The organism is bacterium (genome assembly GCA_026129405.1).
Taxonomy (GTDB): Bacteria; Desulfobacterota; Binatia; order DP-6; family DP-6; genus JAHCID01.
Map to the genome: position 1 here is coordinate 587,670 of JAHCID010000001.1, position 24,573 is coordinate 612,242.

Annotated in this window: 20 protein-coding genes; 4 read left to right on the top strand and 16 right to left on the bottom strand. The window is 73.9% G+C overall.

What is annotated here, in order from left to right; translation table 11 throughout:
* Nucleotides 1–2: 2 nt before the first annotated feature.
* The 9 genes from KIT14_02705 to KIT14_02745 form a co-directional block, all read right to left on the bottom strand.
* Nucleotides 3–893, bottom strand: coding sequence for an ACT domain-containing protein (locus KIT14_02705; GenBank protein MCW5889440.1), 891 nt, complete (start codon nt 891–893; stop codon nt 3–5).
* A 122-nt stretch (nt 894–1,015) separates the two neighbouring features.
* Nucleotides 1,016–2,212, bottom strand: a complete 1,197-nt coding sequence (locus KIT14_02710; GenBank protein MCW5889441.1) for a cytochrome P450 — start codon at nt 2,210–2,212, stop codon at nt 1,016–1,018.
* A 5-nt stretch (nt 2,213–2,217) separates the two neighbouring features.
* On the bottom strand, nt 2,218–5,430 hold the full coding sequence (locus KIT14_02715) for a hypothetical protein (GenBank protein ID MCW5889442.1): 3,213 nt from the start codon (nt 5,428–5,430) through the stop codon (nt 2,218–2,220).
* Nucleotides 5,431–5,541: 111 nt separating this feature from the next.
* On the bottom strand, nt 5,542–6,495 hold the full coding sequence (locus KIT14_02720; GenBank protein MCW5889443.1) for an alpha/beta hydrolase: 954 nt from the start codon (nt 6,493–6,495) through the stop codon (nt 5,542–5,544).
* On the bottom strand, nt 6,492–7,682 hold the full coding sequence (locus KIT14_02725; GenBank protein ID MCW5889444.1) for a CoA transferase: 1,191 nt from the start codon (nt 7,680–7,682) through the stop codon (nt 6,492–6,494). The genes KIT14_02720 and KIT14_02725 overlap by 4 nt, the downstream gene beginning before the upstream one ends.
* A 34-nt stretch (nt 7,683–7,716) precedes the next feature.
* The gene (locus KIT14_02730) at nt 7,717–8,535 is read right to left on the bottom strand and encodes a hypothetical protein (protein MCW5889445.1); all 819 of its coding nucleotides are present in this window, start codon (nt 8,533–8,535) and stop codon (nt 7,717–7,719) included.
* A 113-nt stretch (nt 8,536–8,648) separates the two neighbouring features.
* Nucleotides 8,649–9,788 carry a CoA transferase gene (locus tag KIT14_02735; protein ID MCW5889446.1) on the bottom strand — a complete coding sequence of 380 codons (1,140 nt, stop codon included), beginning with the start codon at nt 9,786–9,788 and terminating at the stop codon, nt 8,649–8,651.
* 8 nt (nt 9,789–9,796) lie between these two features.
* A complete protein-coding gene (locus KIT14_02740; protein MCW5889447.1) occupies nt 9,797–11,314 on the bottom strand; it encodes a VWA domain-containing protein in 1,518 nt (505 codons plus the stop codon).
* Complete coding sequence (locus KIT14_02745) at nt 11,314–12,435, bottom strand: AAA family ATPase (GenBank protein MCW5889448.1); 1,122 nt, start codon at nt 12,433–12,435, stop codon at nt 11,314–11,316. Before KIT14_02745 ends, KIT14_02740 begins: the two co-directional genes overlap by 1 nt.
* 68 nt (nt 12,436–12,503) lie before the next feature.
* Here KIT14_02745 and KIT14_02750 point away from each other — a divergent pair, with 68 nt between their 5' ends.
* From KIT14_02750 to KIT14_02760, 3 genes are read left to right on the top strand one after another with little or no spacing between them, the layout of a single operon-like run.
* A complete protein-coding gene (locus KIT14_02750; protein MCW5889449.1) occupies nt 12,504–13,562 on the top strand; it encodes a TIGR00730 family Rossman fold protein in 1,059 nt (352 codons plus the stop codon).
* Nucleotides 13,563–13,575: 13 nt separating this feature from the next.
* Nucleotides 13,576–14,139 carry a histidine phosphatase family protein gene (locus tag KIT14_02755; protein MCW5889450.1) on the top strand — a complete coding sequence of 188 codons (564 nt, stop codon included), beginning with the start codon at nt 13,576–13,578 and terminating at the stop codon, nt 14,137–14,139.
* A 59-nt stretch (nt 14,140–14,198) separates the two neighbouring features.
* Entirely contained in the window at nt 14,199–15,395 is a 1,197-nt protein-coding gene (locus tag KIT14_02760) for a D-alanyl-D-alanine carboxypeptidase (protein MCW5889451.1), read from the top strand.
* Here the strand turns inward: KIT14_02760 and KIT14_02765 are convergent.
* The gene (locus KIT14_02765; protein ID MCW5889452.1) at nt 15,365–16,519 is read right to left on the bottom strand and encodes a D-alanine--D-alanine ligase; all 1,155 of its coding nucleotides are present in this window, start codon (nt 16,517–16,519) and stop codon (nt 15,365–15,367) included. The two genes, KIT14_02760 and KIT14_02765, sit on opposite strands and share 31 nt — an antisense overlap.
* Before the next feature lie 297 nt (nt 16,520–16,816).
* Entirely contained in the window at nt 16,817–17,785 is a 969-nt protein-coding gene (locus tag KIT14_02770) for a hypothetical protein (GenBank protein ID MCW5889453.1), read from the bottom strand.
* Between the two features lie 67 nt (nt 17,786–17,852).
* On the opposite strand from KIT14_02770, the gene KIT14_02775 reads away from it, so the two are divergent.
* Entirely contained in the window at nt 17,853–18,626 is a 774-nt protein-coding gene (locus tag KIT14_02775; GenBank protein MCW5889454.1) for a hypothetical protein, read from the top strand.
* Here KIT14_02775 and KIT14_02780 read toward each other — a convergent pair.
* The 5 genes from KIT14_02780 to KIT14_02800 all read right to left on the bottom strand — a co-directional run bounded on the left by KIT14_02780 (nt 18,608) and on the right by KIT14_02800 (nt 24,557).
* Nucleotides 18,608–19,861 (bottom strand): cytochrome P450, encoded by a 1,254-nt coding sequence (locus tag KIT14_02780; protein MCW5889455.1) that lies wholly within the window; start codon nt 19,859–19,861, stop codon nt 18,608–18,610. The genes KIT14_02775 and KIT14_02780 overlap by 19 nt on opposite strands.
* A 124-nt stretch (nt 19,862–19,985) precedes the next feature.
* Entirely contained in the window at nt 19,986–22,148 is a 2,163-nt protein-coding gene (locus tag KIT14_02785) for a hypothetical protein (protein MCW5889456.1), read from the bottom strand.
* Entirely contained in the window at nt 22,145–22,555 is a 411-nt protein-coding gene (locus tag KIT14_02790) for a biopolymer transporter ExbD (protein ID MCW5889457.1), read from the bottom strand. Before KIT14_02790 ends, KIT14_02785 begins: the two co-directional genes overlap by 4 nt.
* Nucleotides 22,542–23,282 carry a MotA/TolQ/ExbB proton channel family protein gene (locus KIT14_02795; protein ID MCW5889458.1) on the bottom strand — a complete coding sequence of 247 codons (741 nt, stop codon included), beginning with the start codon at nt 23,280–23,282 and terminating at the stop codon, nt 22,542–22,544. Before KIT14_02795 ends, KIT14_02790 begins: the two co-directional genes overlap by 14 nt.
* A gap of 9 nt (nt 23,283–23,291) precedes the next feature.
* A complete protein-coding gene (locus KIT14_02800) occupies nt 23,292–24,557 on the bottom strand; it encodes a VWA domain-containing protein (GenBank protein MCW5889459.1) in 1,266 nt (421 codons plus the stop codon).
* Nucleotides 24,558–24,573 lie beyond the last annotated feature (16 nt).

A 24,573-nucleotide genomic window follows, 5' to 3' on the forward strand; every position in this document is an offset into this window, starting at 1 on the left:
GCTCAGCTCTGCTCGCCGGCGCCGGTGAAGCGTCCGGGACGGAAGATCACCTTCTTGTCCTTCACCACCAGCTGGTCGTTCAGGAAGAGCTGCACCGCCTGCGAGAGCACCTTGCCCTCGAGCGCCTGGCCGCGCGCCCGCACCTCGTCGAGCGTGTCCTCGCCGACGCGGATGTGGAACACGTCCTGGAGCACGACCGGCCCCGCGTCGAGCTGCTCGGTGACGAAGTGCGCGGTGCAGCCCGAGACGCGCACGCCCTCCTCCCACGCCTGCTTGTAGGCGTTCGAGCCCGGGTGGTACGGCAGCAGCGACGGGTGGATGTTGATGATGCGGAAGGGGAACTTGTCGATCACCTTCGGCGTCAGGATCTGCATGTAGCGCGCGAGCACGACGAGGTCGGGCTTGGCGGCGACGAGGCGATCCAGCAGCCAGTCGAAGTGCGCCGCCTTGTCCGTCGACGGGAACCACGCGAACGGCAGCCCGTGCGAGGTCGCGAGCGGCTCCAGCACCTCGTGGTTCGAGAGCACCGTGACGATGTCGCCGTCGAGGAGCCCGGCGTCGCGGTCGCGCAGCAGCTGCTCGAGGCAGTGCGGCTCCTTCGTCACCAGCACGGCGACGCGCTTGCGCTCCGGCGGACCGCCCGCCAGCCGGAGCTTCACCTCCATGTTGATCTCCTCGCCGATCTTCTTCAGCCCATCGACGAGCTCGTCGAGCGTGCAGCCGAGCTCGGTGAGATCGACCAGCATGGTCATGATGAAGAGGCCCTCCATCACGCGCTGCTCGATGTCCTCGATGTTGATGTTGGTCGAGGCGAGGTAGGTGGACACGCGGGCGACCACGCCCTTCTGGTCCCGTCCGATGACGGAGACGACGGCGCGGTTGCGACCGGGCATGGGCGTCAGGGTAGCGGCGCCGCGCGGCGCGAGGCAAGCCGGGGCCGGCGGGAGCCGCTGCGCGGAGCCCGGCCGCGCTCGGCCGTTCGGCGGCGCGGCGGCGGCGGCGCAGGCGCGGCGCCTCATCGCCCGCTGACGCTGCGCTGGACCCGCAGGGTCTCGAGGCGCCGGGCCGGCGAGAACGCCTGCCAGCGCGGCGGCTCGACGAGCGCCAGCGCCGTCGGGTCCTCGCAAAGGACGGCGAGCAGCTCCTGCGCCTCGGTCCGCGCCAGCGCGGCGCCGACGCAGAAGTGCGGGCCGCGGCCGAAGCCGAGATGGTGGGTCGCGTCGCGCCCGACGTCGAAGCGGTCGGGGTCCGTGAACCGACGCGGGTCGCGGTTGGCGGCGGCGATCTCGAGGAACACCCGCGCCCCGGCCGGGATGGCGACGCCGCCGATCTCGAGCCCTTCGGTCGTCACGCGCGGTGCGCCGAGGAGGGGCGGCTCGTAGCGCAGCACCTCCTCGACCGCCCCTGGGATGCGCTCCGGCTCGCGATGCAGGCGCTCCAGTGTTCCCGCATGCGCCAGCGCCAGCCAGGTGGTGACGGTGAGCACGCTGCGCACGGTCTCGTGGCCGCCGAGCATCAGGCTCATCACCACGTCCCGCAGCTCCTCCGGCGACAGGCGGTGGCCGTCGGCCTCGGCCGCGACGAGGGCGTCGAGCAGGTCGTCGCCCGGACGGCTCCGCCGGCGCGCGGCGAGGTCGCCGAGATAGGCCCGCAGCGCGACGGCGTCGGCCTCCGCGGCGGCCCGCACGCCGGCGTCGGCGAGCGGCGACATGCCCGCCATGAGGCCCCCCGTCCAGGCGCCGAACACCGCCTCGTCGCCCTCCGGAACGCCGAGGATGCGGGCGATGACGTGCGCCCCGAGCGGGTCGGCGACCGCCGCCTGGAAGTCGACCGGCCGTCCGGCGGGCAGCGCGTCGATCAGTCGCCGTGCCGCCGCACGCACGAAGGGTCGGGCGAGCTCGATGCGACGGGGCGTGAAGGCGCGCATCACCAGCGCGCGCAGCCGCGAATGGTCCGCCCCTTCCCTCGCCGCGAGGAAGCCGCCCAGCACCCGTTCGAGCGCGCCCTCGTTGAAGCCGGTGTAGGCGGTCCGTAGACGGGGGTCGGTGAACAGCCGCTCGACGTCGGCGTGACGCAGCACCGCCCATGCCGCGATCGCCTGGAGACGCGCGAGCGGATGCCGCTCGCGGGCCTCGCGCAGCGGCGTGTGGGCGTCCTGCCAGAAGGTCGGATCGGTGTCGTCGAGCAGGGTGGGCGCGGGCAGGTGTGGCATCGTCGTCACTCCCTCTCGCCGGCGCGTCGGATGGCGGCGCCGGCGAGCTCGGCGCGTGTGCGCATGCCGAGCTTGCCGAAGACATGGAGCAGATGCGTCTTGACGGTCGCGACGCTGACGAACAGCTTCGCGGCGATCGCCTTGTTGGGCAGGCCGGCGGCGATCAGCTCGACCACGCGTCGTTCGCTCGGCGTCAGGCTCTCCCAGCCCAGGGCGGGCCGGCCGCGCTCGCCTCGCCCGCGCTGCGCGTATTCGATCGCGTCGGCGAGCGGGAGCGCCGCGCCCTCGGCGAGGTGCATCGGCTCGAGACCCGGCCGCAGCGCCTCGAGCGTGCGGTGCCGATGGAGCGGCACCCAGCGGTAGCCCGCCCGTCGTCGGAACTCGTCACAGGTGCCGAGCAGGCGGCCGGCCAGCGCCGCGTCACCCGCGTCGGCGGCGAGCACGACCAGGGTCTCGAGCGCATCGATGGCGGCGAGGCGCAGGTCGTTGCCGGCGGCCCGCGCGAGGGCGGCGTGCGCGTGCGTCTCGGCGCGCATCGGCTCGCCCCGCCGGCGCGCGATCTCGGCGGCGCACAGCCCCGTCTCGACGGCGATGAGCGGGAGCTCGCCGCCCTCGATCTGCGCTGCGATGTGGGCGACGATCTCCGCGGCCTCGTCGGGGCCGTCGAGCGCGAGATGCACCTCGGCGAGGAGCATCTGTGCCCACAGGACGTGGTTGGCGAGGCTCGGCGCGTGCTTCGCCGCCTCGAGATGCGCGATGGCCGCCGCGGGCTCGCCGGCCAGCAGCGGAATCAAGCCGCGGATCTGGTGACGCAGGCCGACGAACAAGCCGTCCGTGAAGCGGTCGATCTCGCGCTCGGCCCAGGCCAGGAGCCCGGCGTCGGTGGTCCACATGGCCAGCAGCGCCCCGATCGAGGCGCCGACGTGGTCGCCGGCCATGCCCGGCGACGGCATGACGATGCGCCGCGCGGCCGCGAACTCGCCGCCGTACAGCGCCGTCAGCGCATGTACCGCGTCGACCGTACGGTGTCGCCGCGCGTCCGCCGGCATGTGGCGATCGAGCCATGCCACGAGCGGGCGCACCTCGACGTGGGCGCCGATGACCGCGAGGTGCACCGCCAGGTTCGTGGTCGCCTCGAGCTCCGCGGCACGGGTGCCCGTCTGGCGAGCGTCCTCGATGGCCGCGCGCATGGCGGCCAGAGCTTCGGGGCGGCCGCGATAGAGCGCGGCGTTTCCGAGCGCGCCGGCGAGCCGCGTGCGCCGCTCCGGGCGCAGCCGGGCGCCCTCGCGTTCCAGGGCCGCCTGCGCGGCCGGCATCCAGTGGACGTCGCCGCTGAAGAACAGCCCGACCGCGATCGGCGCGAGCGCGTCCAGCCACGCCGCCGATCCCTCTGCGAACCGTGGCAGCACGCGCGCCGCGACGGCGCGCACGTTCCCGAGATTGCCGGTGTCGTCGCCGTACTCCTCGACTGCGCGCAGGAGCTCGATCGCCGGCGCGCGATCCGGCGCCAGCGACCATTCCAGCGCCTGCAGCACGTCCGGCATCTCCCGCGACACCTCGGCCAGGATGGCGCGCGTCGCGACCTCGCGCTCGAGGTCCCAGCGGGCGGCACGGCGCCGCATCCAGGCGAGGTGACGGTCGCGCAGCTCGACCAGCTCGTCGGCGTCGGCCGCGCGCTCGAGCGCGAACTGGCGCAGCGTCTCGAGCAGCCGGAAACGGCCGTCGGCGGGCTGCACCAGGCTCTTGTCGACGAGCCGTCCGAGCAGATCGAGCGTCCCGTAGGGATCGAGGTCGTCGCCGGTCGTGACCGCCTCGGCGGCCTCGAGCTCGAACGGCGCGGCGAACACGCCGAGACGCCGGAAGAGCACACGCTCGTCCTCGTCGAGCAGCGCATGGCTCCATTCGACCGAGGCGAGCAGCGTCCGCTGGCGGGCGAGCGCGGTGCGTGCTCCGCCGGTGAGCAGGCGGAAGCGGTCGTCGAGCGCGTCGGCCAGACGCTCGGCGGGCAGCGCGCGCAGGCGCGCCGCCGCCAGCTCGAGCGCCAGGGGGATGCCGTCGAGACGCCGGCAGATGCGCGCCACCGCCGCGGCGCTGCCGGCGTCGAGCACGAAGTCGGGCTGCGCCGCGCGGGCGCGCTCGACGAACAGCTGCGTGGCATCGAAGGCGAGCAGCTCCTGCGGCGCCCGGGCGGCGTCGGGCGGCAGGTCGAGCGAGGGGATGCGCCAGGTCACCTCGCCGGAGACGCCGAGCGGCTCGCGGCTGGTGGCGAGGAGGGTCACCCCGGGCGCCGCGCGCAGCAAGGCGTCGGCGACCTCGGCGCAGGCGGGGAGCACGTGCTCGCAGTTGTCCAGCACGACGAGCCGCCGATGGGCGGCGAGCGCCCGGCGAAGCACCTCCAGCGGCGCCATGCCGGGGACGACTCCGAGGCTGCACTCGGCCGCGATCGCGCCCGCCACCTGGGCGCCGTCGGCGACCCGCGCCAGCTCGACCCAGGTGACGCCGTCGGGCCACTCGCCCGCCCGCTCCGCGGCGACGGCATGGGCGAGGCGCGTCTTGCCGGATCCGCCGGCGCCGGTGACGGTGAGCAACCGCGCCTCCGCGAGCAGCGCGGTCAGCTCGGCCCGCTCGCGGGTGCGTCCGATCAGCGGCGTCGGCCAGGCCGTCAGCGCGCCGCCGGGCGGCCGCCGCAGGGGACCGAGGGCGGTCTCCAGCGCCGGGTGGCAGAGCTGGTGGACCTGCTCCTCGTCGTCGAAGCCGGCGAGGATCACGCGCTCGCACGTTGCCAGCGTGGCGCCCTCCGGCAGGTGCTCGCGCGCCAGCGCCGCCGCCGCGCCCGACACCAGCACCTGGCCGCCGCGCGCCAGGTCGCGCAGCCGTGCGGCGCGGATGATGCTCGTGCCGCCGTAGGTGCCGTCGTCGCGCGCCACCGCCTCGCCGCTGTGCAGCGCCATGCGCACGCGCAGGGGCGTCGCGTCCGGCCATGCCTCGGCGGCCAGCAGGCGTTGCCCTTCGAGCGCGGCCGCCAGCGCCGCGCTCGGGCGGTCGAAGACCGCGACCAGCGAGTCGCCCTCTCCCTGCTCGAGGGGCCGCACGCCGCCGTGACGCGCCACCGCCGCCGCCAGCAGCTCCGCCTGCCGGGCGAGCTGGGTGGCGGCGTGCGCTCCCTGCCGCCACAGCGCGGTCGATCCCTCGACGTCGGTCAGCAGGAACGTCACCACGCCGCGCGGGCCGCGAGGTCCGCTCTGGCGAGGAGCGCGGGTCGCCATGCCGCGAGGATACGCACGCGCGCCGGCGGAACGTCCACCGAACGGTGGATTTTCGCCCTGGTCCTACGGCGGCGAGGCGTGCGGGTCGAAGAAGCCGTCGATCGCCGCCAGCACCCGCTCCGGCGCGTCACGCAGCGGCCAGTGCCCGACGCCGTCGAGCGGCAGCACGAGCGCGTCGTGGATGCGGGGGAGATAGTGATGCGCCGCCTCCCAGGGGAAGACGTCGTCGTCGGTGCCGTGGATGGCCAGCGTGGGCACGGCGATGCGTGCGTAGGCTTCGGCGATCCGCTCGGGATGGTCGTCGCCGCGCACGAACCCGAGCAGCGCGGGGCGCGTCCCGGCGATGCGGAAGATGGCGGCGGCGCGCGCCGTGTAGCCGGGCGCGAAGCCGGGGCCTTCGGGCAGGTATGCCGTTCGGCCGAGCAGGAGCTCGCCGACGCCGGGGATCGCGAGGCCGCGCTGCCACCACGACTGCTCGGACTCGGGGATCGGCACCAGCGTCGACACCAGCACCAGCCGCTCGACGCGCTCGGGGTGGGTGGTGGCGAGCCGGGCCGCCAGCGCGCCGCCGAGCGCGTGGCCCGCGACCGCGGCGCGCGGGATGCGCAGCACGTCCAGCACGCCGACCAGCTGCTGCGTCCAGAGGTCTGGCCCGTAGGCGAGCCCTTCGTCGCGGGCGCTGAAGCCCATGCCGAGGAGGTCGACGGCGATCACGCGCCGTGCGGCCGCGAGCGGCGCCAGGACGTGCTCCTCCCAGTCCATCGTGCTGCCGGCGAAGCCGTGGACGAGGAGGAGCGGCGCAGCGGCGCCCTGGCCGGTGTCGATCACGTGCACGGCGCGCTCGTCGACGGTGGTGAGGGTGCCGGGCACGCCGTCGGGCAGACGCAACGGCTCGGGCTCGGCGGCGCGGATCCAGGCGGTGCCGACGACCCATGCGACGCCCATGCCCGCGAGCGCGACGAGCGCCAGGACGGTCATCGCGCGCAGGAGGAGGCGCAGCGGCCGCAGCAGCGTCACGCGACCACGCCGGCCGCGCGCAGCGCGGCGATGGTCGCCGCGTCGAGGCCCAGCACGCGCGCCAGCACGGCGTCGGTGTGCTCGCCGAGCAGCGGGCCGGGGCCGCGCGGCGCGGCGGGCGTGGCGGAGAGCCGGAAGCCCGGGCCGTCGACCCGCACCGTGTCGCCGTCGGGCGTGGCGACGTGGGTGAAGTGTCCGCGGGCGGCGAGCTGCGGGTCTCGCGTGCAGAGGTCGGCGGCGTCGGCGACGCGGCCCGCGGCGACGCCGTGCGCCTGGAGGAGCGCCATCGCGGCGTCGGCGTCCTGCGCCCGCGTCCACGCCGTGACGTGGGCGTCGAGCGCCTCGGTGTGGCGGAGGCGACCGGCGCCGGTGGCGAAACGCGGGTCGGCGGTCCACGCCGGCGCGCCCAGCGCGGCGACGAATCCCCGCCACGCGACCTCGTCGAGCACCGTGAGGGCGATCCAGCGATCGTCGCCGGCGCACGGGTAGACGCCGTGCGGCGCACCGGGCGCCTCGGGCGAGGCGTTGCCGAGCGCGCCGATCGGTCCCTCCGCGAGCAGCAGCGGGCCCAGCAGCGCCGCCAGCGCTTCGTACTGCGCGAGGTCGATCTCCATGCCCTCGCCGGTGCGACGGCGGTGGCGCAGCGCCGCCAGCACGGCGAGCGCACCGAGGTTGCCGGCGGCGACGTCGGAGTACGAGTAGCCGGGACCGATCGGGGCGTCCGCCGCGAACGCCATCGCGTGCGGGAAGCCGCACAGGGCCTGGAGCGTGGGGCCGTAGCTCACGTGGTCGCGGTCCGGGCCGTCGAGCCCGAAGCCGGTCATGCGCAGGGTGATGACGTCGGGACGCTCGGCCATGAGGCTCGCGCGGTCGAGCCCGAGGCTCGGCATGACGCGGGCGCTGAAGTTGTCGGCGACGACGTCGGCGCGCAGGGCCAGCCGGCGCGCCAGGGTGCGGCCCTCGGGCCGTGCGAGGTCGACGACGACGCTCTGCTTGCCGCGCATCAGCGTGCCGGTGAGGCCGCCGCGGCGCCGGCCGAAGTCGGGCGAGTCGCGGCGCTCGACGCGGATCACCTCGGCGCCGAGATCGGCGAGCGTGCGCGTCGCGACCGGTCCGGCGACGACCCACGTGAAGTCGAGCACGCGGACGCCGGCGAGCGGCGCGGCGGGGCCCCCGGACGTGGACACGGCGTCCGCCTGTAGCAGGGGACGCCGCGGTGGGCTACGGCAGCAGCGTCTCGACCTTCTTCATGCTGAGGCCCAGCGCGAAGGTGTTGCCGCCGCCGTCGGTGAAGCTGTCGATGCCCGCGCCGCCGTTCACGAGGACACGGCTTGCGAAGGTGGCGTTCGTGAACGTGGCCCCGTCGTCGCCACCGGCGAAGGTGAACTGCGCGGGGGCGCCGAACAGCGCGTCGTCGATCGAGATCGTGTCGTTGCCGGCGATGGCCTGCACCCGCACCTTGGAGCGGAACTCGGAGCTGCCGCCGATGGTGACGTCGTCGTCGCCCTGCCCGTTCGCGATGCGCACGCGATCGGCCGCGGTCACGAGGTCGATGCTGATGCTGTCGTCGCCGGCGTCGGTCTGAACGATCAAGCGGCCCTGGAACACGTCGGTGCTCAGCACCACCTTGTCGTCGTCGGATCCGGTGGCGATGCGGGTGGTGTCGCCGACCTCGCAGTCGGTGAGGTCGACGACGTCGGCCCCGGGGCCCGTCAGGATCTCGAGCTTCCGGGGGATCAGCACGTCCTCGATGTAGAGCTCGTCGCTGCCGGCGGAGAGGTCGATCTTCACGTTGCGGACGACGCCCGCGACGGTGGTCACGACCAGTCCGTTGACGGTGGTGCCGTTCAGCCCCTCGAGCTCGAACTCGTCCGGGTTGGCGCCGGGGCCGATGCGGATCGCGTTGTCGATGACGTCGCCCGTCACTCGCAGGGAGCCGCCGAAGACGAGTGCGGTCACGTTGCCTGCGGCGTGCGCGCTGCACGCCCCTATGGCCGAGAGGAGCGCAAACGCGCGACAGAACGTGGTGAGACGGTGCATCCGGAAACCTCCGGACCGGAATCCTTCCCGCAGCACGACGCTGCACGTCAAGAAAAAACGCGTGAACGACGCGGACTCTGCCGCACCGCGCATGGACGACGCCATCGAGATGGCTATCTAGTACCCCACGCACGTGCGACGCGGGCGTCGTCGGCGCCCGGAACGGGTGGCGGTGCCGTGCGCCATGGCAGGTCGCCGAGGCGGAACGGCGCCCCCGGGAACGGCAGGCGGCGGCCGAGGCCGGGGTGGTCGAGCGGCACGAAGAAGCCGCGCGCGGCGAGCTGTGGGTCGTGGAGCAGCGCCTCCGGCGCCCGCACCGCGGCGAACGGCAAGCGGCGGAGCCGCGCGCCTTCGTGCAGCTCCGCGACGGTGTATCGGGCCGCGAAGCGGTCGAGCGCGCCGAAGAGCCGCTCGGCCTGCTCCTGCCGCACCGCCGGCGCTTCGAGCGCGGGGTCGTCGAGGCCGGGGTCGTCGATGCCGTCGGCGCGCATCCACTCGCGCAACGTCGTCCAGTCGCCGAGCGTGCAGTGCAGCGCCCAGCCGTCGCGGCAGCGTCCGACGCGGAAGTGCCGCGTCCAGTGCAACGTGCCCTGCCGCTGCGCGACGCGGCCGTCCTGGTGGAAGAGGCCGGGCACGTGCTCGAGCGCGGCGGCGACGGCCGCGTGCAGGCTCACGTCCACGTGCTGGCCGGTGCCGCCGGCGTCGCGGGCGAGCAGCGCCGCGACGATCCCGATCGCCGCCTGGATGCCCGCCTGATGGTACGCCTGGAGGCCGGCCATGCGCAGCGGTGGACCGCCGGGATCGCCGTTCACCGCGAGCATGCCGCCGAGCGCCTGCGCGACGGTGTCCGTCGCGCGCCAGTCGCGCCACGGCCCGGTCTGGCCGAACGGCGTGATCGAGGCGACGACGAGCTGCGGGTGTGCCGTCCCGAGCCGGGCGAGCGTGCCGCCCGGCGGTCCCGTCTCGACGACGACGTCGGCCGCCGCCGCGAGCCGTGCGAGGCGTGCACGGCCCGGGCGCGTCGCCGGGTCGCAGACGACGCTGCCCTTCCCCGCCGCGTAGCACCAATGGAAGACGCTGGCGTCGGCCGGCGGCAGGCCGTCCCAGAACGGCGGCAGCGCCCGCAGCGGGCTGCCCCCCGGCGGCTCGATGAGCACGACGTCGGCCCCCATGGCCGCGAGCAGGCGACCCGCGAACGCGCCGGAGAGATCGGCGCAGTCGAGCACGCGCACGCCTGCGAGGGCCCCGGGCACGAACGCGCTCATCGCACCGCGAGGAAGAGGTCGCGGGCCGCGCCCTCGGAGAGCTGCGAGACGCGGGTGACGCGGTCGGCGAGCGCGCCGAGCGCGTCGAGCGAGCTCGAGCCGACGTCGATCAGCACCGCGTACAGCGAGAAGTCGAGGCGCAGCTTCGCGCGCAGGAAGCGCTCGCGCCACTGCGGAGCCACCTGGCACTCGCCGTCGGTGATGAGCACGACGTCGCCGCGCCGGTAGCGCGCCTGCGACAGCGTCTCGACGGCCGCGTCGAGCGGCGCCTCGAAGTCGGTGCCGCCGCCCGGGAAGTACTCGGCGACGTCGAGCGCGCGGTCCGCGCGCACGGCGTGGTGGTCGCGCGGGTTGAGATCGAGCGTCCACAGCGGCACGTCCTTCGACGAGAAGCAGACGAAGCGGAACAGGCGACGCTGGCGGCGCGCAATCTCGAGCAGCGTCAGCGCCACGGCCTTCGCCCACAGCTCCTTCTCGCCGGCCATCGAGGCCGAGCCGTCGAGGAGCACGATCATCGGCCCGCGTCCGCGCTCGTCGACGCCGCGCAGCCGATAGGCCTGGAGGCGTCCCTCGACGAGCCGGCGTGCGAAGTCGCGGCGCAGGAGCGGATGGCGCAGCGCGAGCAGCTCCGGCGGCAGGAGGCGATCCAGCTCGCCCGACAGCCCGACCGCGTGTACCTCCTCGCTCGGCCGCTCGAGCGAGCGGCGGCGGAGCGCCATCGCCTGCGCGCGCATGCGGCCGACGAGCGCCGCGAGCCGGCGCAGCTTCGGGCTGCGCGCGAGCCGGCGTCCCAGCTCGAGCGCGCGTCCCGGCGACGAGCGTCCGCCCGCGCCGAGGCCGGTGCTCCAGCCGTGCGCCTCCTGTCCGGCCTCGGCGATCTCGCGCCGCAGGCCCCCGGCAGCGGTGCCGAGGACCTGGCGTGCGCGCGCCGGCATCTCGCCCAAACGCTCGGTCACGAGCGACGCCTTCTGGCGCAGCTGCGCGGCGGCCTGCTGCGTCGCGCGCTCGGCGACGGCGCGCGTCGCCTCGCTCGCCTCGGTGTCGCCGAGGCTCTCGTGCTCCTGGGCGCGCCGCCGTACCTCTGCCTCCTTGCGGGCGAGATCCCACAGGTCGACCATGTCGCCGCGCGGCAGCAGGCGCTCGGCACGCAGCAGCGCCAGCAGCTCCTCGCCGAGGAGCACCGTCGCGAGCCCGGCGCGGGTCTCGTCGAGCTGCGTCTCGGCGCGCAGCGGCGCGAAGAGCGGGTGCTCGCGCAGGCCGCCCAGGAGGACGCCGTTCAGCGCCGCCGACGGCCCCACCTCGTCGGCGGCGCGCGTGCGCGGCTCGAGCTTGTAGAGCAGGCAGAAGACGTCGGCGACGAGCGCGCGGAAGTGCGGCAGCAGCGCCGCACCGGCCTCGAGCAGCGCGCGCAACGACGGCGCCTCGGCGGCGAGCGTCGCGAACGCGCTGCGGTCGAAGCTGTCGCTCTCGACCCAGGCGTGGACGTCGGGCGGGATGAGGACGGCGCGTGCCATCAGAGCCGGACCAGCATCTCCTGTTGGATGTCGAGGATCTCCTGGCGCAGCGCCTCGGCCGTCGCCGTGGCGCGGCCGCCGCGGCGCGCGCCCTCGAGGAGGTCGTCGACCTGCTGCGCGATCTGGCGCAGCTTGGTGTGCGCTTCGACGGTCGCGCGGCTGCGCTGCTCGGGATGCTCCCAGTCGCGGAACGCGTAGTCGCGCAGCTCGCGCGCCTGGTAGACGAGCACCCGCACCTCGTCCTCCCAGCCGTGGATCAGCTCGCGGACGGCGTCGCGCACGACCGGCTGCTCGGCGGGATCGCGCCACAGGACGTGCTCGAGGAACGCGAGGTCGCCCTCGACGATCGCGTCGCGCCCGGCCAGCCAGGCGTGCGCGCGCAGGACGCCGATCGACTGCGCCCAGCGGCGGTCGGAGGCCACGACGCCCTTGTCGGCGAGCGCGCGGCGCAGGTCGGCGACGGCGCGCAGCACGGCGCCCGGCACCGCGAGCGCCGTGACCTCCGCGCGCGCCGCCTCGAGCGTCGCGAGCGGGATCGTCGTGCGTACGTCGCTCGGCTTGGCCTGGAGGAGCTTCAGGAAACGGAAGTCCTCGCGCAGGTAGTCGACCTGGAAGCGGAGCAGGAAGCGGTCGTGCAGCGCCAGCAGCTCGTCGTCCTCGGGCAGCTCGTTGGCGGCGCCGAACAGCGTCAGCAGCGGGACGTCCGTCACCTCGCGCCCGTTGTGGAAGCGGCGCTCGTTCATCACCGAGAGGATCGTGTTGAGGATCGACGAGCTCGCCTTGAACACCTCGTCGAGAAAGGCGACGTGGGCCTCGGGCAGCTTCTGCGTGGTGAGCCGGCGGTAGTCGTCGGCCTCGAGGGCGCGCAGGCTGACGGCCCCGAACAGCTCCTCGGGCGTCGTGAAGCGGGTGAGGAGCCACTGGAAGTAGCGGGCGTCGTCGAGCCGGCGGCAGACCTCGTCGGCGAGCATCGACTTGGCGGTTCCGGGGGGGCCGATGACGAGGACGTGCTGGCCGGCGAGGAGGGCTACGAGCGCGCCGTCGACGAGGGCGTCGCGCTCGAGGAAGCGTTGCCGCAGCTCGTCCCGGATGGTCCGGAGCAGCGCACGTGGGGACGACACGCGCGGAGGATAGGGGCCGGCCGGGTCGCCTCGCAACCCGTTCCCCTTCGGGGCAGTATGACGCCCGGATGCCCCCGAAGCCCGCTCCAGCCCGCGCGCCGCGCGAGCGCCGCCGCCGCTCGGTGCTGCCGGACCTCCTGCCCCGCATCCAGCGCGACGAGGCGCTGTCGCGCGAGGAGACGCTGGTGCGGGAGATGGTCGAGACGAGCCTCAAGCTCCTGCGCGACCGCACCAGCCTCGGCGACCTGAAGCTCGTCAACGCCGCCCTGCGCGAGCTGCGCTATGCGCTCGGCGTCAGCGCGCCCTACCGCGGGGTGCGTAAGGTGAGCGCCTTCGGCTCGGCGCGCACGCCGCCCGGGACGCCGACCTACCGCACCGCGGCCGAGTTCTCGCGCCGCATCGCCGAGCGCGGCTACATGATCATCACCGGCGGCGGCAACGGCATCATGCGCGCCTGCCAGGAGGGAGCTGGACGCGAGCGCAGCTTCGGCTTCAACATCCGGCTGCCGTTCGAGCAGGGCGCGAACGAGTTCATCTCGAACGACCCGAAGCTGGTCACCTTCCGCTACTTCTTCACGCGCAAGCTGATGTTCATCAAGGAGGCCGACGCGCTCGTGCTCTTCCCCGGCGGCTTCGGCACCCACGACGAGGGCTACGAGGCGCTGACGCTCGCGCAGACCGGCAAGAGCCATCCCATGCCGATCGTCTTCGTCGACGCCCCGCGCGGCACCTACTGGAAGACGTGGCAGCGCTACGTCGACGAGCACCTCTTGCGCAAGGGGCTCATCAGTCCCGACGACCTGGCCCTCTTCAAGGTGACGACCGACGTCGACGAGGCGGTCGAGGAGATCACCGGCTTCTATCGGCTGTACCACTCGTCGCGCTACGTCGGCTCGAAGTGGGTGATCCGGCTGAACCATCCGCTCGCGCCGGAGGTCGTCCGCCGCCTGGCCGAGGAGTTCGCGCCGCTGGTCGCGTCGGGCACGATCGAGCAGTGCGAGGCGCTCGACGACGAGCGCGAGACCGAGCCCGAGCTGAACGCGTTGCCGCGGCTGGTGTTCGAGGCGCGGCGCTCGGCGTTCGGCCTGCGCCGCAAGCTGATCGACCGCATCAACGCCGAGGCCTGAGCGGGTGGGACGCGTGCTGCTGGTCCGCCACGCGGAGAGCGAAGGGAACCGAGCGGCGTGCTTCACGCCGCATCCGGAGATCCCGATCACGCCCGAAGGGCGGATGCAGGCGCATGCCGCCGCCGCGCGGCTGCGCGCGTTCGCGCCGGCGCGGGTGGTGTCGAGTCCCTACCTGCGCGCGCGCCAGACCGCCCACATCCTGGCCGAGGAGCTCGCCCTGCGGACGGTGCACGTCGAGGACGACCTCCGCGAGCGCAGCTACGGCGCGCTCGCCGGCCTGCCCTATGCGACGCCGCGACCGGGGTTCGATCCGGCCTGCTACTGGGACTGGCGACCGCCCGGCGGCGAAACCCTCGTCGAGGTCGTGGCGCGCGCCGGCGCGGCGCTCGACCGCGTCGCCGCCGCCGCCGCGGCCGACGGGCACGACGTCGTGGTGGTGAGCCACGGCGCCGTGATGCTGGCGCTCGTCCGCCACGTGACCGGCAGGTGGGGACCGTCGCGCGTCGTTCCCAACGTCGGGCTGCTGGTGGCCCGGCACGACGGCGACGCGTGGTGCGGTCTGGAGGTCCCGACTTGAGCGCCCGCGACGCTGCGTGGCATGATCGTCTCCGCTGGGTTTCGCGGGAGGTGGTGGTGATGCGTGGTGGTGTGCGGGCGAGCCTGCTGCTCGTCCTGGCGGTCGTCGTCATGGCGCCGACGTGGGCGCCTGCGGCGTTCGCGGCGGCGTCCCGCGTCAAGGCTCGCGCCGCTCTCGTCGTCGACGCGAACACGGGCGAGGTGCTCTTCGAGCGCAATCCGGACGAGGCCCTGCCGCCCGCGAGTACGACGAAGGTGCTCACCGCGATCGTCGCCATCGAGAGCGGCCGGCTCGGCGACTCGGTCCGGGTGAGCGAGTTCGCCGCCTCGACCGCGCCCTCGAAGATCGGCCTGCGTCCGGGGCAGCGGATGGTGATCCAGGATCTGCTCTACGCGGTCCTGCTCAAGTCGGCGAACGACGCCTCGGTCGTCGTCGCCGAGGGCGTGTCGGGGTCGCAGGCGGCTTTCTCCTCCCGGATGAACGCGCGCGCCCGCGCCCTCGGCGCGACGCGCTCGAACTTCGCGAATCCGCACGGCCTGACCGCGCCCGGGCACGTCTCGACCGTGCGCGATCTCACCCGCATCTTCCGCCACGGGCTCACGATCCCGCTCTTCCGCTCGATCCTCGCCACGCCGGCGGCCGATCTGCCCGTCGACGCCACCAAGCGCTTCACGATCGCCGTCCGCTCGCACAACCGGCTGCTCTCCGGTTGGTCGTACCAGGTGATCGGCAAGACCGGGTACACGCGGCCGGCGAAGCGCTGCTTCGTCGGTGCGGCCCGCAACGGCGAGCGCGAGATCGTCATCGCGCTGCTCGGTTCGACGGATCTCTGGGGCGACGCGCGGGCGCTGGTCGAGATCGGCCTCGGTCCCGGTGGGCCGCCGGAGCCCGAGACGCCGGTGCTGCAGGCGAAGAAGCCCGCGCGGCCGGCGCAGGTACGCGCGGCACCCGGCCCGAAGAAGCCGGTTCCGCAGCTCGCCGTCCGTCGCAAGGCGCCCGCCGAGGACGAGGGCGACATCGAGGAGCTGCCGCGCCATCTCGCCGGCCCGGCGCGTTTCACGGTCCAGCTGGGCCCGTTCGGGAGCCGCAACGGCGCCCTCGATGCGCGCACGAAGCTCGCCAAGCGCGGCTATCACGCCCGCGTCGTCGGCAAGGCGCTCCAGGTCGGCGCCTTCGCCGACAAGGGCCGCGCGACCCGGCTCGCCACCAACCTGAAGCGCAGCGGCTACCGGCCGGTCGTCGTCGCGCTGCGCTGATCCGTCGCGGCGGCCGACGGCAGCGCGAACGAGAGCCGTCGCTGGGCGCGCTCGGCGTGGCGGGCGAGCGCCAGCGCGATCAGGCGGTCGACGAGCTGCGGCATCGGCACGCCGCTCGCGGCCCACATGCCGGGGTACATGCTCGTCGCGGTGAACCCCGGCATCGTGTTGATCTCGTTGACGAGGATGCGGCCGGTGCCCTGCTCGAGAAAGAAGTCGACGCGGGCGAGGCCGGCGCAGTCGATGGCGCGGAAGGCGCGGATCGCCAGCACCCGCATCGCTTCGCTCACCTCCGGCGGGACGGCGGCGGGAATGACCGGGCGGGCACCGGCGTCGACGTACTTGTCGACGTAGTCGTAGAACTCGTGCGACGGGAGGATCTCGCCAACGACCGACGCCTCGGCGTCGGCGTTGCCGAGCACCGCGACCTCGAGCTCGCGCGCCGACACCGCCTCCTCGACCATCACCTTGGGATCGTATGCCGCCGCATCTTCGAGCGCCGCGGCGAGGCCGTCGGCGCTGCTCACCTTGTGGACGCCGACCGACGAGCCGAGATTGGCGGGCTTCACGAAGCAGGGAAAGCCGAGCTCGTCGAGCACGCGCTCGGCGATCGTCTCGGCGGGCTCGTGCCGGGGGTGCACGACCAGCGAGCGACAGACCGGCAGCCCGGCGTCGCGGAACACGGCCTTCATCAGCGCCTTGTCCATGCCCACGGCCGAAGCCGCGACGCCGGCGCCGACGTACGGCAGGCCGGCCAGCTCGAGCAGCCCCTGGATCGTGCCGTCCTCGCCGTACGTGCCGTGCAGAACCGGAAAGACGACGTCGAGCCCCGGCCCGGCAGGCCCGCCCGTCAGCGGAACGAGCGCCCCGCGCGTCGGATCGGTCGGCACGAGCACCTCGATCCCGTAGTCGGGGAGCGGGCGCAGATCGCGCTGCGCTTCCTCGAGCAGCCGCAGGCTCTCGAGGCCGGTGCGCCAGCGGCCGTCCTTGCCGATGCCGATCGGCACGACCTCGTAGCGCGCGGGATCGAGCGCGCCGATCACCGTCCATGCCGAGCGCAGCGAGACCTCGTGCTCGCCGGACCGACCCCCGTACACCACCCCGACGCGCAGCCGCCTCGTCATGCTCCGCTTCTGGCACCGCACCGGCTCGCCTGCAACACGCGATCCATCGCGCGTCGTCGCGCGTGTCGTTCGCGCGACGCGGATTTGCGCTCGTACCGTAGATTTCTTCTTGACCGGGCACGACGCATTCGCTAAAGCACTGCCGTTCCGAACGACTCGCGGCCCTCGGCGACCACCGAACCAACCGCGCGACGATCATCGCGAACCGACTGCGACCATCGTCGTGCTCCCACTGGGACGGGTGTCTCCGCGATCCGTGCGACGCGTGGAACGTGAGCCGCCGCGCGCTTCGGCGTCTCACGATTGCGGCAGCGTGCCGGCGACGCGCTCGAGGATCAGGCCCGCGAGCAGCGCACGCAGCTCCGGCAGCTCGCATCCCGCCGCCGCCGCGTGACCGCCGCCGCCGAGGTCGCGTGCGACGTGCGACAGGTCGACGTCGCAGTCGGGCGAGCGGCGGAAGCTCACCGACAGGCTCTTCGCGTCGTAGAGCGCGAAGACGGCGCCCGGCGTGCGCTTGCCCCACGCGTCGCCGATCTCGCTCGGGTGGCCGTCGCAGACCGCGGCGACGAGCGTGACGTCGCCGATCCGCTTCTCGATGCGGCTCGCCTCGGCGACGCGGAAGCTGCGCGCGATCTCCTCGCCGACGCGGTCCCGCGCCGCCTGCATGCGCGGCGTGTAGGTGACGGCGGCGTCGAGGGCGAGGAAGTCGTCGTACGCGTCGGGGCCGAGCGCGCGCACCACCCAGGCCAGCTCGCGCGAGCCGGGCACCCGGTGCAGCCAGCGGTCGTTGTCGTCGGCCATCGCCACCACCGGGGCGAACTCGTCGAAGCGACGCTCGGCGCGACGCTCGCCGTGCAGGCGCTCGGTCAGATACTCGTAGGTGAGTCGTGAGGCGGCGAAGTCCTCGCTCAGCACCTTGCCGGTGAACGGCACGTCGACCTTGCCGGCGCCGAAGCGCTCGAGCGCGGTGCGGTGGTGGTCGATCCAGTAGAGGCGGACGCCTTGGGCGACGAGGTCGCGGAGATGGGCGTCGGTCCTCGCCTCGCGCCAGGAGATGTCGGTGATCCACAGCTCGGCGGGCGTGCCGGGGGCGATGGCGAGGCCCTGGAGGACGGCGTCGACCTCGCTGTTGGCGGCGAAGTGCGGGAACACGTCGGCCCGGTCGCCGTAGTAGCGCGCGACCGCGACCGCGGCGGTGACGCCGTCGAGACAGTGGGGACCGTGGCTGACGACGTGCACCTGGGGACGCATGCAGGCGGGGATCATGGCGGATGGCGACCGGTCGGTCCACCGTGGTGGACGCTCGCGCGGCGAGACGCTAGCACGGCGAGCCATGCGCCGGGCACTGCCGCTGCTGCTCGTCCTGCTCGCCGGGTGTCCGGCGCCGACCCAGTATGCGATCCGGCGCCCCGACCTCGACTGCGCCCGCGCGACGCGGGTCGCGTACCGCACGCTCACGACCATGGGCTACACGGTGACCGGCGTCGTCGAGCCGAGCGTCAAGCGCCCCGGGTCGCTGCGCGGGGTGAAGACGAACCCGGACGGCACCACCGCCGAGGGCAACGTGCGCATCAACTGCGACCCGGGGGGCGTGACCCTGCAGCCGGTCGAAGGCGGCGTCGCGCCCAGCTTCGAGTTCAGCCGCGGCTTCGGCTACAGCTTCAAGTCGCTCGTGCAGCGGCCGGACGTCGAAACCCCGCAGGCCGAGACCGGGCTCCAGCTGCTGCTGGAGCGCATCGGCTCCCAGAAGGCGGGGCTCGACCTCGGCGGGGCGGCGATCAGCGGCGACCAGACGTTGATCCGTGTCACCGTCCGCAACGGCACCGACCGCGAGGTCGCCGTCACCGGCGCGCGCATCACCCTCCTCACCGCCGACGGCACCGAGGGCCACCCGCTCGCCGGCGCCGCGCGCGACGGCGCGATCGCCGCCGGCGGCGGCGGCCCACAGGTGCGCGGCGCGCTGCTCGACGGCCGCGTCGTCGTGCCGGGCGGACGCACCGAGGTGCGCTACCTCGTCTACCCGCCCGGTGCGTGGCGGGACGCGCAGGTGGCGGTCGAGGACGTCGAGACCGGCGAGACCGACGGCTTCTACGTGCGCGTGGAGTGAGCCGCGCGCCACATCCGCATCGGCAGATGGCGGATGCCGGTGTGGCGGTTGCTGCGCGTCCATTCGACCGGGCCTGCCGCTTCCCAGCGCGCGAACGCGGCGACCAGCTCGGAGACGACGACGCGCAGCTCGAGGCGGGCGAGGTTCGCGCCGAGGCAGAAGTGGACGCCCTGGCCGAAGCCGAGGTGCGGGTTCGGGTCGCGGCGCACGTCGAAGCGCATCGGATCGCGAAAGGCGCGCTCGTCGCGGTTCGCCGAGCCTTCCCAGAAGAGCACCTTGTCGCCGGGCCGGATGGCGTGGCCGGCGAGCGTGGTGTCGCGCGTCGCCGTGCGCCGCTTGGACGGCGACGGCGTCGTCCAGCGCAGCATCTCCTCGACCGCGGTCGCGAGCGCGCCCGGGTCGGCGCGCAGCACCGCCAGCTCGTCCGGGCTCTCGACCAGGGCATGGACGCCGCCCGCGACGGCGTTGCGGGTCGTGTCCGAGCCGGCGGCGAAGAGCAGGTTGAAGAACGCGTAGAGCTCCTGGTCGGACAGCGCCGGCGGGTCCTCGTCCGGCAGCGTCGCGTTCGCGACCACCGACAGCATGTCGTCGGCCGGGCGCGCGCGCTTCTCGGCGATCAGCCGGCTGCCGTAGTCGAACATCCACGCGTGCGCCGCCTGCGCCTCGGGCGAGGTGTCGAACGCCTCGCGGCCGGCGCGGTGATCGAAGACGTGCTCGACGCAGCGAACGAGCGCGTGCCGGTCTTCTTCGGGCACGCCGAGCAGCATGCAGATCGCCTGCATCGGCAGCTCGGCGGCGACGTCGACGAGGAGGTCGAACGGCGCGCCGTCGTCGATGCGGGCGAGGAGGCGGCGGGTGCGGCGGCGCAGGTCGTCCTCGAGGCGCTGCACCGTGCGCGGCGTGAGCCCGGTCGAGACCAGGCGGCGGATGCGGGCGTGGCGCGGGCCGTCCATCATGTTGAGGACGAGGCCGGCGATCGGCAGATCCTGAAGGAGCGTGCCGCCCGCGAGCCGCTCGCCGCCGCGCTCCGAGGAGTAGGTGTGCGGGTCGCGCAGGACGGCGAGCGCCTCGGCGTGCGTCGCCACCGACCAGAAGCCCTCGCCGTCGGGCGTGTGCGCCGTCGGCTCGTGCCAGTAGACGGGCGCCTCGCGGCGGTGGACGGCGAAGAGGCGGTGCGGGAAGCCGTCCGCGAAGTTGTCGAGGTCGGTGAGGTCGAAGGGGAGGCGCACCGTCATCGGGTCGTCCGGCTGCGGGTGGTCGTGCGGGAGGTTGTCGCCCGGGTCGCGCGCGGCGCGCAACCGCCGCCGCCGTGCCGGCGTCCCGTGCCGCGGCGACGGCCCGTGCAGCTCGTGTGACGCGCTACTGGCAGACCTCGGGCGCCATCGCCTGGAGCCGGGCGGCGAGCTGATCGCCGCCCGCGCTGCTGGCGCGACCGCGTGACGAGCGCAGCACCTGGCAGGCCTCGGCGAGCATGCCGCCGTCGCGCAGCAGCCCGACCTGGGCGATGCGCGCCTCGTACCAGCCGGTGCCGCCGACCGGCGCCGCGTCGAGGACGCGCCGCCAGTAGGCGAGTGCGCCGTTGCGGTCGCCCGCTTCGGCCGCCGCCTTGGCGGCGCCGCGCAGCGCCTCGGACGAGGTGGGATCGGCGATCAGGATCTCGTCGTAGAGCTTGCGCGCCGCGGCCGGGTCGCCGCCGCGCAGCTCGAGGTCGGCGACGAGGATCTTGTCGGCCGGCGCGCCGCTCGCCTGCGCGAGCGCCTCGTAGACGCGGCGCGCGAGCGCTTGCGCCTGCGTCTTCTCGGCGCCGGTCGCCGTCTGCGCGCGCTGCGAGAGGTCTTTGCCGAGGCGGCGCAGCGTCTTCGTCTTGTCGCCGTCGGTGGTGAGCCAGGCGGCGAGGTCGGCGTCGGCACCGTCGAGCTTGCCCGTGGCGACGCGGGACTCGAGCCGTGCACCGTGCACGCGCGGGTAGAGCTCCTTCGCGTTCGGGTACTTCTCCTCGAAGCCGCCCAGCAGCTCGACGACCGCGGCGTCGTCCGGGGGCGTCGAGGCGGCGGCGACCAGCGCGCCCATCAGGGCCGCGCGCGCGACCATGTCCTCGTCGGCGCCCTTGGCCGGTGTGGTCTTCACGATCTCGCGGAAGCCGGCGACGATCGCGGCCCGCTCCTCCTGCGTCGTCTTCGGCGAGAGCGCGCCGACCTTGCACTCGAGGACGCCCATGCGCGCTTTCGACGCGTAGGCGCCGCCGGCGACCTTCGTCCACTCGGCGGCGGCGCGGGCGCAGTCGCCCTTCGCCCGGTAGAGGTCGCCGAGGAGCCAGCGCGCCTCGGCGGCACCGTCGGCGCTCGGCTTGCCGGCGAGGTAGGTCTCGAGCGCCTGCTGGAACTCGGCGTCGAGCGCGGGCTTTCCCTGGCGCGCGACGTCGAGGGCGCGGAAGCGGTAGTACGCGGCCTCGCGGGCGCGCGGGCTGTCGGGGTACTCGCGCACGAGCACGGCGAAGGTCTCGACGGCCTCGCTCGCCCGGCCCGCGTTCAGGCTGCACCCGGCCTGCATGTAGAGGATCTCGGGACGCCACCTGGCGCGGCCCGCGTCCTGCGCGGCGGCGCTGGCGGCGACGAGCGGGGCGAGGTCGCCGCAGCGTCCCCGATCGAGCGCGAGCTGCGCGGCGAGGTAGAGGCCCCAGCTCGAGCGGATGCCGGCGGGCGCGCCGTTGCCGAGCTTCTCGGCGACGAGACCACCGATGCGGTCGGGCCACGGCCCGCCGCGGGCGGCGAGGCCACGTGCGAGATCGAACGCGTCCTTCTGCAGGGAGGCGTCGTTCGGCGCCTTCGGCAGCCAGTCGGCGAGCTTGCCCGCGAGCACCTCGGGGTCGTTCGGGTCGGGCGGCGGCGGCTCGCTCGATGCTTCCTTGCCGCCGGCGGCACGGCGGTCGACCTCGGCGAGCGCGACCTTCGCCTTCTGCGCCGTGCGCGGCATGCCTGCGGCCTCGCGCAGGTCGGCGCGCGCCTTCGCCCAGTCGCCGAGGTCGAGGTAGGCGAGGCCGCGGCCGTAGGTCGCCTCGGCCTGGATGTCGGGCGGCACCTCGCCGCTCGTGTAGGGCTCGAAGCTCTCGACCGACTTCGTCAGCAGCGACCGCTTGCGCTTCGGGTCGGCGACGAGGTTGGCGCCCTGATAGCGTACCCACGCGAGGTGGTAGCCGACGACGAGGCCCTGCACCTCGGCGTCGCGGTAGGCCTGGCTCTCGAAGAGCTGCTCGATGTCGCCGTCGCGCTCGACGACGGCGTCGCGCTGGCGGTTGAGCTCGTCCTCGAGCTTCTGCTTGGCGGCGGCGAGGTCGCGCTCGAGGTCCGGGAACGCCGCCGCGGCGGCGTCCTTCTGGCCTTTCTCGAGCTGGTCGTAGAAGCGCCGCGCACGGGCCTCGAGCCCGGGTACGTCCTGCGCCCGCGCCGGTGCGGCGACCGCCAGCAGCAGGGCCGCGGCCAGCGCCGGGGCGGCGCGCCGCCACGCCGTCCCGAGGCGCGTCACTCCGAGGCCAGGGCGAAGCCGCTCGCGCCCGCCTCCTTGGCGAGACCGAGGACGCGCACGACCTCGCCGAGCACGACCTCGCGGTCGCCGGCGAGGATCACGACCTTCTCCGACGAGCGCGCGAGCGAGTCCTTCAATACCGCCGCGAGCGCGGCGTCGTCGCCGGGCACGGGACGGTCGTTCACGTAGATCTCGCGCGACGGCGTCATCGTCACCATGACGCCCTTCGTCTCCTGCTCCTCCTGCGCGGTCTCCGGCAGCTCGACGTCGGCCGGCTTCATCATCGCCGAGGTGGTGATCATGAAGATGATGAGCAGGACGAGGAAGACGTCCGTCAGCGGCGTGACGTTGATCTCCGCCATGATGCGCCGGCGGCCGCCGCCGGCGGCGGGGCTACTGAACGCCATTGGCCCTCCGGCCGGCGACCACCGCCTCGATCACCCGGCCGCTGCCGATGCGCAGCGCCGCTTCGATGCGGTCCACGCGCGCCATGAAGTAGTTGTAGAGCACCACCGCGATGATGCCGACGGCGAGCCCGAGCGCGGTCGCGATGAGCGCTTCGGAGATGCCGCTGGCGACGACGGCGAAGCCGCCGGTGCCCGCGAGCGCGATCGCGTGGAAGGCGCGGATGATGCCGAGCACCGTGCCGAAGAGGCCGATGAACGGCGCCGCCGAGCCGATGGTGCCGAGGATCCACAGGTTCGACGTCGCACCCTGCACCTCCTCGTAGGTGCGCTCCTGGGCCACCTTCTCGAGCTCGTCGACCGGGATGGCGCTGCCGTCCTCGAGCACGTCGCCGTAGATGCGGCGCGCCGGGCAGGCGTTGTGCGCGCCGACCGAAGCGAGCGCCGCCTTCCAGTCGCCGCGCGCGAGCAGCGGCACCACCGACGCGGTGAGGCGCGCCGTCGAGCCGATGACGCCGCGCAGGCTCCAGAGCCGCTCGAGCGCGATGGCGAGCACGAGGATGGAGCAGAGGAGCAGCGGATAGGTCGAGAGCGCGCCCTGATGGATCAGGGCGATGACGTCGAGGTCCTGCGTGGGGTCCGGTGCCGCGAGCATCCCGAGATCGGGGGCGGCGCCGGGCAGCGTGGTCGGCGTCGGCGACGCCAGCGTGGTGACGGTGGTCGGATCCATCGATGCTCCTCAGGATTTCCCGCGTGCGACGCGGGTCACGTCCTTCTCCCATTGCGTGCCGAAGGCGAGGACCAGCACGTGGCGCATGAGCGCTCCGCCCTCGCCGAGCGCGATCGAGTCGCCGCCGCCGGAGCGGGCGATCTGGCCGAAGCTCTGCTTCACCTCGGCGTAGAAGTCCGGCAGCGACGAGATTTCGGTGGGCTCCTCGCCGTAGAGCCAGCGGTGGAGCTTCTTCTCGTGCTCCTCGTGCAGGCGCTGGCTCACGTCGACGGTGCTGATGACGCCGCCCTTCGCGACCCATTCCGAAGCGAGCGAGGCGATGGCGGCGCGGTCCTCGTCGTGCGGCGGCGAGCTGCCGATCAGGACGATCACCTTCTTCGCGTCGGGCCGCCACGAGAGCTGGCGCATCGCGGCCTGGAGGCCGTCGAGTACTGCTTCCTTCCAGTCCCCGCCGCCCTCGGCGACGATCCCGCCGAGGAAGCTCTGGACCTTCTTCGTGTTGAGCGTGAGGTCCGACCACTTGACGACGAAGTCCTCACTCTGGCGCGGCGCGGTCGCGATCTTGTCGTCGGCCTTGTCACGGTAGACGACGGCGCCGATGCGCGCCGACGGCACCAGACGCTGCATCGTGAAGGCCATGTCACCGAGACGGCGCTTCAGATCGTCGATGACGTTCTGCATCGAGCCCGAGGCGTCGACCACGATCGCGACGTCGAGGCCGCCCTTGCGCAGGGTGCCGACGTACTTGCCGAAGGCGGTGCCGAGCGAGATGCCGAAGCCGCCTCCGCCGCCGCCCATGCCGAGGCCGCCCGTACCCGAGCCCTTCGACGCGAAGCGCGAGCCGAGGTCGCTGCCCATGCCCACCGGCTTGGCCGGCCGCGCGAACGCGACCACCGGCCCGGTCTTCTTCGCCGCCGTGGACGCCACCGCCTTCGGCCGCGCGGGCTGCGGGATCACCACCGCGTCCGGCTTGCGCGTCTCGGCGATGAGATCCTTCACGTCGTCGTCCTGCTTCGCTTCGCTCGGGCGCACCAGCTCCGGCAGGTCCTCGAGCGAGAAGATCTGTCGCCGCGCCTTGTCCCCCAGACCCACGCCGCCGCCGGAGCCGATGCCGACGCCCGGGCCGATGCCGATGCCGAAGCCGCCGCCCACCCCGACCACGTCGAAGATCAGCAGCAGGATGAGGACGACGTGCACCACTGCCGAGACGCCGAAGGCGCCGAGCATGCGGGGAAACCGGCTTCTGGTGGTGGCCTCGAGGACGAGGGAGGGCATGGATGTGGGGCCGAAG

Bases quoted from the DNA above. Each gene is read 5' to 3' on its own strand.
- KIT14_02760 (MCW5889451.1), top strand. From the start codon at position 14,199: ATGCGTGGTGGTGTGCGGGCGAGCCTGCTGCTCGTCCTGGCGGTCGTC.
- KIT14_02790 (MCW5889457.1), bottom strand. From the start codon at position 22,555: ATGGCGTTCAGTAGCCCCGCCGCCGGCGGCGGCCGCCGGCGCATCATG.
- KIT14_02795 (MCW5889458.1), bottom strand. From the start codon at position 23,282: ATGGATCCGACCACCGTCACCACGCTGGCGTCGCCGACGCCGACCACG.
- KIT14_02710 (MCW5889441.1), bottom strand. From the start codon at position 2,212: ATGCCACACCTGCCCGCGCCCACCCTGCTCGACGACACCGATCCGACC.
- KIT14_02740 (MCW5889447.1), bottom strand. From the start codon at position 11,314: ATGGCACGCGCCGTCCTCATCCCGCCCGACGTCCACGCCTGGGTCGAG.
- KIT14_02770 (MCW5889453.1), bottom strand. From the start codon at position 17,785: ATGATCCCCGCCTGCATGCGTCCCCAGGTGCACGTCGTCAGCCACGGT.
- KIT14_02775 (MCW5889454.1), top strand. From the start codon at position 17,853: ATGCGCCGGGCACTGCCGCTGCTGCTCGTCCTGCTCGCCGGGTGTCCG.
- KIT14_02765 (MCW5889452.1), bottom strand. From the start codon at position 16,519: ATGACGAGGCGGCTGCGCGTCGGGGTGGTGTACGGGGGTCGGTCCGGC.
- KIT14_02750 (MCW5889449.1), top strand. From the start codon at position 12,504: ATGCCCCCGAAGCCCGCTCCAGCCCGCGCGCCGCGCGAGCGCCGCCGC.
- KIT14_02780 (MCW5889455.1), bottom strand. From the start codon at position 19,861: ATGACGGTGCGCCTCCCCTTCGACCTCACCGACCTCGACAACTTCGCG.
- KIT14_02800 (MCW5889459.1), bottom strand. From the start codon at position 24,557: ATGCCCTCCCTCGTCCTCGAGGCCACCACCAGAAGCCGGTTTCCCCGC.
- KIT14_02705 (MCW5889440.1), bottom strand. From the start codon at position 893: ATGCCCGGTCGCAACCGCGCCGTCGTCTCCGTCATCGGACGGGACCAG.
- KIT14_02730 (MCW5889445.1), bottom strand. From the start codon at position 8,535: ATGCACCGTCTCACCACGTTCTGTCGCGCGTTTGCGCTCCTCTCGGCC.